Annotated in this window: 11 protein-coding genes; 5 read left to right on the forward strand and 6 right to left on the reverse strand. The window is 37.8% G+C overall.

The window, feature by feature from the left end:
- Positions 1–44 precede the first annotated feature (44 nt).
- Complete coding sequence (locus tag ACQVD9_RS08915) at positions 45–1,475, reverse strand: PIG-L deacetylase family protein (RefSeq protein ID WP_264745690.1); 1,431 nt, start codon at positions 1,473–1,475, stop codon at positions 45–47.
- Positions 1,475–2,374: a GNAT family N-acetyltransferase gene (locus ACQVD9_RS08920; protein WP_264747877.1), complete on the reverse strand. Its 900-nt coding sequence runs from the start codon at positions 2,372–2,374 to the stop codon at positions 1,475–1,477. Before ACQVD9_RS08920 ends, ACQVD9_RS08915 begins: the two co-directional genes overlap by 1 nt.
- A 101-nt stretch (positions 2,375–2,475) precedes the next feature.
- On the opposite strand from ACQVD9_RS08920, the gene ACQVD9_RS08925 reads away from it, so the two are divergent.
- Positions 2,476–3,405, forward strand: a complete 930-nt coding sequence (locus ACQVD9_RS08925) for a CobW family GTP-binding protein (protein ID WP_264745691.1) — start codon at positions 2,476–2,478, stop codon at positions 3,403–3,405.
- Here ACQVD9_RS08925 and ypfJ read toward each other — a convergent pair.
- Complete coding sequence (gene ypfJ, locus ACQVD9_RS08930; RefSeq protein ID WP_264745692.1) at positions 3,398–4,246, reverse strand: KPN_02809 family neutral zinc metallopeptidase; 849 nt, start codon at positions 4,244–4,246, stop codon at positions 3,398–3,400. The genes ACQVD9_RS08925 and ypfJ overlap by 8 nt on opposite strands.
- 163 nt (positions 4,247–4,409) lie before the next feature.
- On the opposite strand from ypfJ, the gene pyrF reads away from it, so the two are divergent.
- Positions 4,410–5,102, forward strand: a complete 693-nt coding sequence (pyrF, locus tag ACQVD9_RS08935) for an orotidine-5'-phosphate decarboxylase (RefSeq protein WP_264745693.1) — start codon at positions 4,410–4,412, stop codon at positions 5,100–5,102.
- A gap of 102 nt (positions 5,103–5,204) precedes the next feature.
- Here pyrF and ACQVD9_RS08940 read toward each other — a convergent pair whose 3' ends face one another.
- Positions 5,205–5,765, reverse strand: coding sequence for a zf-TFIIB domain-containing protein (locus tag ACQVD9_RS08940; protein ID WP_264745694.1), 561 nt, complete (start codon positions 5,763–5,765; stop codon positions 5,205–5,207).
- A 14-nt stretch (positions 5,766–5,779) separates the two neighbouring features.
- On the reverse strand, positions 5,780–6,589 hold the full coding sequence (gene ppsR / locus ACQVD9_RS08945) for a posphoenolpyruvate synthetase regulatory kinase/phosphorylase PpsR (RefSeq protein ID WP_264745695.1): 810 nt from the start codon (positions 6,587–6,589) through the stop codon (positions 5,780–5,782).
- Between the two features lie 190 nt (positions 6,590–6,779).
- Here ppsR and ppsA point away from each other — a divergent pair, with 190 nt between their 5' ends.
- From ppsA to fcl, 3 genes are read left to right on the forward strand one after another with little or no spacing between them, the layout of a single operon-like run.
- Entirely contained in the window at positions 6,780–9,152 is a 2,373-nt protein-coding gene (gene ppsA / locus ACQVD9_RS08950) for a phosphoenolpyruvate synthase (protein WP_264745696.1), read from the forward strand.
- 52 nt (positions 9,153–9,204) lie between these two features.
- Positions 9,205–10,326, forward strand: coding sequence for a GDP-mannose 4,6-dehydratase (gene gmd, locus ACQVD9_RS08955; RefSeq protein ID WP_264745697.1), 1,122 nt, complete (start codon positions 9,205–9,207; stop codon positions 10,324–10,326).
- A 5-nt stretch (positions 10,327–10,331) separates the two neighbouring features.
- Complete coding sequence (fcl, locus tag ACQVD9_RS08960) at positions 10,332–11,303, forward strand: GDP-L-fucose synthase (RefSeq protein WP_264745698.1); 972 nt, start codon at positions 10,332–10,334, stop codon at positions 11,301–11,303.
- 86 nt (positions 11,304–11,389) lie between these two features.
- On the opposite strand, the gene ACQVD9_RS08965 is transcribed toward fcl, so the two are convergent.
- On the reverse strand, positions 11,390–11,593 hold the full coding sequence (locus tag ACQVD9_RS08965) for a cold-shock protein (protein ID WP_264745699.1): 204 nt from the start codon (positions 11,591–11,593) through the stop codon (positions 11,390–11,392).
- Positions 11,594–11,771 lie beyond the last annotated feature (178 nt).

Raw genomic sequence — 11,771 nt, forward strand, 5'->3', positions numbered from 1 at the left:
TTGTATGATTAATAAAAAAGCACCTTAAAGGTGCTTTTTTGTGTTTACTGCCTAGGTTTTACCCAAAATAGTTCATGGCTACGTACTGCCTTACGGAAGAATTCATTTTCACCTGCTGGTGGATGTTCGCGTTCAGTGATAAGCGATTGAATTAAACGGCGTAAGCGTCTTTTAATCGATAAGGGTGGTTGTAGATCATGTTCCATCGCTAACGCCATTGCTTTATTAAGCTGGGTTTGCTTACTCAGTACAGGACTCCATAGCGCATAAGCAGGTAATGGGTCTACAGCAGGTGGCAGAGCAATGCCTTTATAAGCAGGCCCCATTGGCCAACGATCATTATCATGCAAATGATTAGCATACAGTAATTGCGTGCTAGGTTGCCAAGTGGTTGTTTGTAATACTTCTTCTACCAATAAGCTTGCTTCTACATGGTCTTCATGAGGGTCTAGTTGTGGATGAGGCATGATAATAACTTCGGGCTTAAAGTGCTCAATTAACAAAGTAAGATCATTCTTTAAATTATGCCATGTGGCTAAACCATCGTTATCACTAGGTAGTGGTAAGGAGTTAAATAGACGAACTAGGCGCGTATCTGTTTCACCAGACTCTTTTGAACCAAAAGATTGCTCAGGTTGCTGGTGCATAGCTTTTAATTGTAAGCAATAATAACCCAATTGGACACTGTTACTAGGATTAACACCACCCCATAAAGGAATTGCAATACTATCCCAACTTCTTAAACGTCCTTTGAGTTGAGCTGCTTCTTGTTTAGTTAGGTTAAGCGTTTGTTGATAATATTCAGCCTCAATTTCGCCTTGGGTAAGGGTGATAATACTGGCATCTGAGCATTGACTATATTGTCCAAAGGCAGCCAGCTCAGCATCATCAGCATGAGGTGCAATAACCATCATACGTTGTTGGCTGTAGTCGGGATTAGTAAAGCCATAAAGTATTAATTCACCTTTAATATGGCAGTGCTTAGTGGAAATTGAAATAGTGCCTTGCTGTAATTCATCAGCTAGACCTGATAAATTAATATAGCGTAACCCTTGTACACCTCGTTCAAAATCTTGTCGATCAGTGAGTTGATTGGTTTTAATAATAACTTGTGGGTCTAATAAGTGACCCATAAAAGAGGTTTTTAAGTTAACAGCCAGAAAAAGTGTATCTAAGTTATCAGGTAAATTATCTAAATCAATTTGCAAGGTATCTTGTTGTAATTGTGCCGCGACTGTAAAGGTATTGGCAGGGAAGTTATAAAGATAATCTTGTTTCGGTGAGTAAAATAAATGATCAGCTAACCATGCTTCATGGATAATCCAAATACCAATAATGATAAATGGGATAAAGCAAGCCAAGAAGGGAACAAAAAAACAAGCAATAATCCAAGCCAGTAAATAGATAGCAAACCCTATTAGGATTAATCGTTTCTTTTGCCGATGTTTTTTTAATAACTGCTGTTTTTTACTCATTAATTAATAATTCCTACAGCCACACGATTACACCAACGGTCTTTATATTCTCTATCTGCTCTACCAAAGGAATAGCGTAACGTTTTATTCAGTTTATTGGCTTGTTCCCACGCTTGTTGTAAATTCACAAAGCTTAATACACTGCCTGGGCTAAAAGTTCTTTCTTGTGGGTCTACGCCACCATTTACATATTCAATACTAAGCCATTTAGGTGATTCTACTTGGTATAAAACCTGTATGGCTATTGGATTATCTTCTAAGAAGATAACAGAACCCACCATAAACTCACGCAGTAAAGTAAATACTTCTTTTTGAGTGGCTGCACTAGGTACTTGGAAATTCCAACGTTTAAAAAATAGCTCACAATAGATAGTGGCTAATTGTTCAGCAGAGAAATCTTGAATAGGCTTAATAACTCCACCTGTTTCTTCTAGTAAACGTAATTCACGGCGTTGGTTATATCTAAATTTCTTAGAATATTCTTCAGAAGCCCTCGCTATTGCTAACTGATCTTTTTGTGTTTTCCAGTTAGTTATTTGCGGCTGATTAAGTGTGGAAAGATAGCGTGCCTTATGGCGCAAAGTAATTTGGCTATTTTCTGCAAATGGCAGAATAATTTCAGCATTACCAAGGTCAAACAAACCACGTTTACCTTGCTTTTTTAGTTGATCTCGAGAAAGTGCTAGTGAGTCTCCCCAACAAGCAATAGCACCCACTAATTGCCCCTCTTGTTGCCAACCAAGATAACGTACAGGGATATTGGCAAATTTAGATAGTTTATCAATAATAGTAGGGTGTGTGGCTACACTACCACCATAGGTTTGCCATATTTGTTCATAACGAGTAGCATCAATTTCATGCCAGCCACGTTCGCGAAACCATTGAAACTTATTCAGCAACACTGCTTTTTCCTTTAATAAATAGTGCAGTTATTTTAACATGATATTAATTAATAGGCTTTAATCTTACTAGCTGAAAGAATAGAGAAGAGGTGATTTGTTTGCTTAATAAAATAACAACCTATTTAATTGTTGGTTCCTTAGGTACTGGTAAAACTAGCTTGATCCAACAATTATTAAAACAAAAACCAAGCAATGAGCAGTGGGCTGTATTAATTAATGAGTTTGGTAGAGTTGGTGTTGATAAAGCGTTGTTAGGCGAGCAAGCAGTTACTATTAGTGAAATAGCGGGCGGTTGTATTTGTTGTACTGGTGGTGCGCCTTTTCAAGTAGGGTTGAATAGATTATTAAAAGAGTCTAAACCTGATGTGCTTTTTATAGAATTATCGGGATTAGGCCATCCTCTACAAGTACAAAAACAATTGCAAGCCGAGCCTTGGAACAAGGTTTTAACATTGTATCCCTTGCTACAAGTAGTAGAAGCCAAACAGTTATTAGCAGATTTTCAACCTTATAACAGTGCAGGATTATTATTAGTTAATAAATCAGAACAGCTTACTAAGCAGCAGCAACAAGCGATAAATAAACAATTTGCACCGTTTAATCTGTATTGGACAACGCAAGGCTATCTACCCTTATCTTATTTACCTAAACAGCCCTTAGTTGAGCAATTATCACAACAACAAATATATATTGTTGATGGTGAGGATGAGCAAAAAAGACAACTGGCAGAGGGCATTGTTTGCCATATTCAAGATCAACTTGAAGGATGGTCTATCGGTTGGCAGTTTGAGCCATGCTATTGTTTTGATAAGATAAAATTAGATAACTGGTTAAAGCAATATCAATGGCTACGGGCAAAGCTAGTGGTACATACTAATCAAGGTTGGCTATCTGTTAATGCCGTTGCTGAAGATATACCTGCTTGGCAAGCAACAGAATGGCGTAAAGATAGCCGTTTAGAACTTATCTTTGCTACTAAACAAGCAGAGCAAATGTTGATAGATACCTTATTAAGTACTATCAGTTAAAAGTATTACAACTACTTACTTTGCCGCTATCAAACCCTGTTTTAAACCATGTATAACGTTGTTCTGATGTGCCATGAGTAAAGCTATCAGGAATTACACGGCCCTGCGCCTGTTTTTGTAATCTGTCATCGCCAATAGCCATTGCTGCATTTAGGGCTTCTTGTAAGTCATTAGGGTCTAAAATATTTTCATTTTCCATATAATGTCCCCAAACACCTGCTAAACAATCTGCTTGTAACTCTAATTTAACTGATAATTTATTTTGCTCTACTTCACTGCGGCCTCGTTGCATAGCACGCATTTTATCGGTGATACCTAATAAATGCTGTACATGGTGGCCAACTTCATGGGCAATAACATAACCTTGGGCAAAATCACCACCAGCTCCAAAGCGTGTTTTCATTTCTTCATAAAAAGAAAGATCAATATAGACCGTACTATCCGTTGGGCAATAGAAAGGCCCCATAACAGATTGCCCCACACCACAACCAGTGCGAGTAGCACCACGGTAAAGCACGAGTTTAGGATCGGTATATTGTTTACCCATCTGTTGAAAAATAGTGGTCCACGTATCTTCTGTAGTGGCTAACACCACAGAAGTAAATTGAGCCATTTCATTATCGCGGGGCGTATCTACTGGTTGCTGTTGAGTAGCTACAGGAGAAGATTGGCCTGTTAATAACGGTGTAAGGTCTATACCGTAGTAACCTGCTACAAAGACTATAACGATAACAGCAATGCCTAGTTTGCCACGGGGTAGACTAAAGCCAGTCATAGGCATAGATTGATCTGAACGACGATCTTCAATATTGTCACTTTCTCGACGATTTTTCCAACGCATATAAAATATTCAAAATAACCAATAAAATTGGTTTATTATGAGGAAAGTATTTAATAAAATGCAACTAGCTTTTAATCTAACAAATTCCTTACTGTGTTTTAAAAAGGTTTGTTAAATAGCATTTGGTTTGATCTCTACTTTCTATTCAAAGGAATCCCTTTACATGTCTTGTACTAGTCCTGTTATTGTTGCCTTAGACTTTTCGACTGTTGAAGATGCTATTAATTTAGCTAAACAATTAGATCCTACAAAGTGTCGTGTAAAGATAGGGAAGGAGTTATTTACAGTCACAGGCCCCAAAATTGTTGAGGAATTACAAAAATTAGGATTTGAAGTATTTTTAGATTTAAAATTCCATGATATCCCTAATACCACTGCAATGGCTGTTAAAGTAGCCGCTTCTATGGGCGTATGGATGGTGGATATTCATTGTGTGGGTGGCTTGGCTATGATGCAAGCTTGCCGTAATGTACTAGATCAAATGAACAGTAAAACATTGCTAATAGGTGTTACTGTTTTAACCAGTTTAGGTGTTGAAGATTTACAGCAATTAAGTATTACTAAAACACCAGAGCAACAGGTATTGAGTTTGGCTCAATTAGCCGCTGAAGCTAGGTTAGATGGTTTAGTAAGTTCTGCGCAAGAGGCTAGGGCATTAAAAGTAAACTTCCCTCAGTTAAAGTTAGTGACACCAGGTATTAGACCTGTTGGTTCAAGTAAAGATGATCAGCAGCGTATTGTTACCCCAGCACAAGCCATACAAGATGGTTCAGATTATTTAGTGATTGGTCGTCCTATTACTAAGGCAGTTAATCCTACCCAAGCATTAGAAGATATTTTAATTAGTTTAAAGTGATTTTGATTATTGTTTTCTTTATTTGACTAGAATTTATGTAGCTATAGGTTCTAGTTCTTAGATAAGACTGTTTTAAATTAATTAAAACAGTCGTCTTATACGTTAGCGAATGGCTGAATAAGGATCTTCTGCTATTAAATAGGCAAGCATAGCTGCACGTTTATCTTGCTTATCTAACCATGTGCGGAAAGTTTTTAATTGTTGATAAGCTTCTTTACCAAATTGATGTTGATAAAGCTCCTCAAATGTTTTAGAGGCTAGCTCTTCACGAATGTGTTTTTGATAAGGTTCTGTAAAAATACTATTTAGTTTATGGCTTAAGCCTTGTTGTTTTAAGAGCACCCATTCGCCTTTATCCAACCAAATGGCATTAGCTGCCGTACTTAAATCAATTTTGTGAGTGCTTTTACTTGAAATACGGTATTTAGTCATTAATGTGCCTGTAACAGGGCAGATTAATGCATGGCTACTTTCATCCGCTTCAATGGTGGTATTAGTGTGAGTTTCATCTGTAGTAGCGGCAAATTTAGTAACGCTTTGCCAACTTAAGTAGTCTATCAGCAATAACCAATTACCACCGCAATGATTACAGGTTTGACAAGGAAGAAATTCTTCCAGTTGCGAATATTTTAATTCGCCTTGTTGGCAACTTGGGCATTTCATTAGTAAACTCCTCATTAAAAACGTCTAGTCACGTTTTGGGTTGCTAGGATTTTAGCAGCAATTTCTTCTACTGAAAAATGAGTAGAGTTAACAAAGGCGATATTTTCCCTCTGAAATAATGCTTCTATCTCTTGGATTTCATATTGACATTGGGCATAACTAGCGTATTTACTATTGGAGCGGCGTTCATTACGAATAGCTACTAAACGGTCTACATCAATGGTTAAACCAAATAGCTTATTTTTATGATCTCGCAGTGGTTCTGGTAATTTACGGCTTTCTAAATCTTCTTCTGTTAATGGATAATTAGCTGCACGTATACCATATTGCATGGCCATATAAAGGCAGCTAGGGGTTTTACCTGTGCGAGAGGCACCAATTAGAATAATATCCGCACGATCATAAAAACGAGTACGTGAACCATCATCATTATCTAAGGCAAAGTTAATAGCATCAATACGATCTACATAACTATTTGAAATAGAGTGAGTTTTTCCTACAGAGCCAGTGGCTTTTGTATCTAGCTCTGTTTCTAAAGAAGATAAGAAAGTAGAAAAAATATTAATAATAAAGCCATTACATTGTTTTAAGGTATTACTAATTTCTTGATTAATAATAGTTTCAAAAACAAGGGGGCGCACACCATCTTTTTCCGCCGCCTCATTAACTTGTTGAACGAGCTGTTGGGCTTTTTCAACCGTATTAATATAAGGCTTAGTGGTCATTTGTAGTTCTATTTTATCAAACTGTGACAATAAGCTATGACCTATTGCTTCAGCTGTAATACCAGTACCATCAGATACAAAAAATGCGGTTCTTTTCATAAAATGCTTGCCTAAAATTAAACAATATTACGCTCAAGTCTGCTATAGTAATGCGATTATTTTTTATTAGTAAGTTTTTTTAAAAAGAATTTGCTAGAAAAATATGCTTGTTTAGTATTTTCATTATGATAGATATTAACTGAGTCATCTTGTGTGACCTATTGTCAATCGTTAGAGTGGAGAGACAGCCTTGGCGACTAATACAAAGTACGTAGTTTCATTAGAGAATGTAGGCGTACACGACGTGGAGACGGTAGGAGGCAAGAATGCCTCCTTGGGTGAAATGATTAGTAATTTAGCTGGTGCAGGAGTTTCCGTACCAGGAGGTTTTGCCACAACAGCTGACGCTTATCGTGAGTTCTTGGAGCAAAGTGGTTTAAATAATCGTATCCATGATTTACTAGACACATTAGATGTAGATGATGTTAATGCTTTAGCTAAAGCAGGTAGCCAAATTCGCCAATGGATTATGGAGGCGGACTTTCCTGCTCAATTAGATGCAGATATTCGTACTGCATTTGCTGAGTTAGCTCAAGGGCATGATATTTCAGTAGCTGTTCGTTCCTCTGCAACTGCCGAAGACCTTCCAGATGCTTCTTTCGCGGGCCAACAAGAAACCTTTTTAAATATTCGTGGCGTTGATAATGTAATTCGTGCTGCTAAAGAAGTATTTGCCTCTTTATTTAATGATCGTGCGATTGCTTATCGTGTGCATCAAGGGTTTGATCATAAGTTAGTGGCTTTATCGGCTGGTGTACAACGTATGGTTCGTTCTGAAACAGGTACCGCAGGGGTGATGTTTACCCTAGATACAGAATCTGGTTTTAGAGATGTTGTATTTATTACAGGTGCTTATGGTTTAGGAGAAACCGTCGTACAAGGTGCTGTCAATCCGGATGAGTTTTATGTACATAAGCCTACTTTAGAAGCTGGTCGTCCTGCTATTTTACGTCGTAATTTAGGTAGCAAAGCCATTAAGATGGTTTATGGGGATGAAGCTAAAGCAGGGCACTCAGTAAAAACGGTTGATGTGGCCAATGAAGAACGTGCTCGTTTCTGTATTACTGATGAAGAAGTAGCTAATCTAGCTAAACAAGCATTAATTATTGAGAAACACTATGGTCGTCCAATGGATATTGAATGGGCGAAAGATGGTGATGATGGCAAACTTTATATTGTGCAATCTCGTCCTGAAACCGTAAAAAGCCGTACCAATATTAGTGTAATGGAACGTTACCTAATGAAAGAAAAGGGTAATATTCTTGTAGAAGGTCGTGCAATTGGGCAGCGTATAGGTTCTGGCCCTGTAAAAATTATCCATAGTGTGGCTGAAATGGACAAGGTACAACCTGGTGATGTATTAGTCTCTGATATGACGGATCCAGATTGGGAGCCAGTAATGAAGCGTGCTAGCGCGATTGTTACCAATCGTGGTGGTCGTACTTGCCATGCTGCTATTATTGCTCGTGAATTAGGTATCCCTGCGGTAGTAGGTTGTGGCGATGCAACCAAAGTTTTAAAAGATGGTCAAGAAGTTACTGTTTCTTGTGCAGAAGGTGATACAGGGGTTATTTACGAAGGTAAATTGGATTTTGATATTCGTAAAAGCTCAGTAGATGCTATGCCACCTTTAAAATTCAAAATCATGATGAATGTGGGTAATCCTGATCGTGCTTTTGATTTCTCAATGCTACCGAATGAAGGCGTTGGTTTAGCACGTTTAGAGTTTATTATTAACCGTATGATAGGGGTGCATCCTAAGGCATTATTAAACTTTAATGGCTTGCCCATGGATGTGAAAGAAGCGGTTGAAAAACGTATTGCTGGATACAGTAGCCCTGTTGATTTCTATGTAGATAAACTAGTGGAAGGAGTAAGTACTTTAGCCGCTGCTTTTTATCCTAAGAAAGTGATTGTGCGTTTATCTGACTTTAAATCCAATGAATATGCCAACTTAATTGGTGGCAAGTTATATGAACCTGAAGAAGAAAACCCCATGTTGGGCTTCCGTGGTGCTTCTCGTTATATTAGCGAGTCTTTCCGCGATTGCTTTGAGCTAGAATGTCGTGCCATGAAACGTGTGCGCGAAGAAATGGGCTTAACCAATGTGGAACTAATGGTACCCTTTGTTCGTACATTAGGTGAAGCTAGCCAAGTAATTGATTTATTAGCCGAGTATGGCTTAAAGCGTGGTGAGAATGGTTTACGCGTTATTATGATGTGTGAATTACCATCCAATGCGTTACTGGCTGATGAGTTCTTAGAGTATTTTGATGGTTTCTCTATTGGCTCTAATGATATGACTCAATTAACCTTAGGGTTAGATAGAGATTCAGGTGTTATTGCCCATTTATTTGATGAGCGTAATCCTGCTGTTAAGAAACTATTATCTATGGCTATTCAGGCATGTCGTAAAGCTAATAAATATATTGGCATTTGTGGACAAGGACCATCAGACCATCCTGATTTAGCAAAATGGTTGATGGAACAAGGTATCGAAAGTGTTTCATTAAATCCTGATTCAGTTTTAGATACGTGGTTCTTCTTAGCTGATAATCAATAAGTTAAATTGCCCTTATCAAATAGTTGGTAAGGGTAGTTTTCAAGGATTAGCGATGGCTAAAAAAGCATTAATAACAGGTATTACTGGGCAAGATGGTTCTTATCTTGCCGAATTTTTATTAGAAAAAGGGTATGAGGTGCATGGTATTAAGCGTCGTGCTTCTTCATTCAATACCCAACGTATTGACCATATCTATCAAGATCCACATGTGGAAAATAAAAACTTTATTCTGCACTATGGTGATCTAACAGATACCTCTAATTTGACCCGTATTATTCAACAAATACAACCCGATGAGATTTATAATCTTGGGGCACAGTCGCATGTGGCAGTGAGTTTTGAATCACCTGAATATACAGCTGATGTAGATGGTATGGGGACATTAAGACTATTAGAAGCTATTCGTTTATTGGGTTTAGAGAAAAAAACGCGCTTCTATCAAGCCTCTACTTCTGAGCTTTATGGTTTAGTGCAAGAAACGCCACAAAAAGAAACAACACCTTTTTACCCACGTTCTCCTTATGCAGCAGCCAAGCTCTATGCTTATTGGATCACTGTAAATTATCGTGAAGCCTATGGCATGTATGCATGTAATGGTATTTTATTTAATCACGAGTCGCCACGCAGAGGGGAAACCTTTGTCACCCGTAAAATTACCCGTGGTTTGGCTTATATTGCACAAGGTTTAGAGCAATGTTTATACCTTGGTAATCTTAATGCTTTGCGCGATTGGGGACATGCTAAAGATTATGTGCGGATGCAATGGCTTATGTTGCAACAAGAGCAGCCAGAAGACTTTGTTATAGCTACAGGGAAGCAATATTCGGTACGAGATTTTATTCGTTGGTCAGCGGAACAACTGGGTATTACCCTTGAGTTTAAGGGGGAAGGTATTAATGAATATGCTGTGATTACAGCAATTACTGGTAATGATGCACCTGCTTTAGATGTGGGTGATATTATTGTAAGAGTAGACCCTCGTTATTTCCGACCTACTGAAGTAGAAACATTGTTAGGTGATCCTACTAAAGCTAAGCAAAAACTAGGTTGGGTGCCTGAAATTACTGTTCAGGAAATGTGTCACGATATGGTTAAAGAAGACCTAAAAACGGCTAAACGCCATGCTTTATTAAAACAACATGGTTATGAGTTACCTGTAAGTATAGAGGATTAGTAGCAATGCATGCCTTAGATCAAGCTGTTTTTATTGCAGGCCATAAGGGAATGGTTGGTTCAGCGATTATTCGTCGTTTAAAAGCATTAGGCTATACTAATATTGTCACTTGCTCTCGCAAAGAATTAGATTTATTGGATCAACGAGCTGTTAATGATTTTTTTCAACATAATAGCATTCAACAAGTCTATTTAGCAGCTGCCAAGGTGGGTGGAATACACGCTAATAATATTTATCCAGCTGAGTTTATTTACGAAAATCTAATGATTGAGGCTAATGTTATTCATGCAGCGCATAAAGCTGATGTGAATAAGCTATTATTTCTAGGTTCTTCTTGTATTTATCCTAAATTAGCACAACAGCCTATGCGAGAAGACTCATTATTAACAGGTGTTTTAGAAGCGACTAATGAGCCTTATGCTATAGCCAAAATAGCAGGCATAAAACTTTGTGAAAGTTATAATAGACAATATGAGCGAGATTATCGCAGTGTCATGCCTACTAATTTATATGGCCCTAATGACAATTTTCACACTGAAAATAGCCATGTAATCCCTGCATTATTACGACGTTTTCATGAAGCTGTAGAAAATAAAGAAGAAACTGTAACAATTTGGGGAAGTGGTAATCCACGCCGTGAGTTTTTACATGTTGATGATATGGCTGCTGCTTGTGTGCATGTGATGGAGTTAGATAAAGCTTTTTATCAGTCACATACACAACCTATGCTATCCCATATTAATATAGGGGCAGGTAAGGACTGTACTATTAGAGAGTTAGCAGAGTTAATGGCTAAGATAACTGGTTTTACGGGTGAGTTGGTATTTGATAGCAGTAAACCAGATGGTACACCACGCAAATTATTAGATGTATCACGCTTAGATATATTGGGCTGGCAGGCTAGTATTGGTTTAGAGCAAGGATTGCACGATACTTATCAATGGTTTTTAGATAATCAGCAAAGGATAAGAGCTTAATCTTGTTAGTAGCATTGATTATTAGGAATTAATACAAGAGGGAGATATAAAAGCTCTATACTAAATCATATAGAGCTTTGATTGGGTTAAGCAACCTGAATATTAGTTGCTTGTGGCCCTTTGCTACCTTGGGTAACACTGAAAGATACTTGTTGACCTTCCATTAGGGTTTTGAATCCTGAACTAGCGATTTCTGAGTAGTGGGCGAAACAATCTTTGCTACCATCTGTTGGGGTGATAAAACCAAAGCCTTTCTCTTCGTTAAACCACTTTACAATACCTGTTTTCATAAAACTAAATGTCCTAAATAAAAAATAAAAAATGCGTGTATCCTATATGGAGATTAAACCAAATATAGGCATCAAGCAGAGAAGAAAAGATTTGGAAGAAAACAATATCGGCAAGAAAGCTAACAGAACTACAACCAGAAAAAAACAATTCAACTTGAGAACACTCAGCTACTATGCG

The organism is Entomomonas sp. E7T21 (assembly GCF_058693955.1).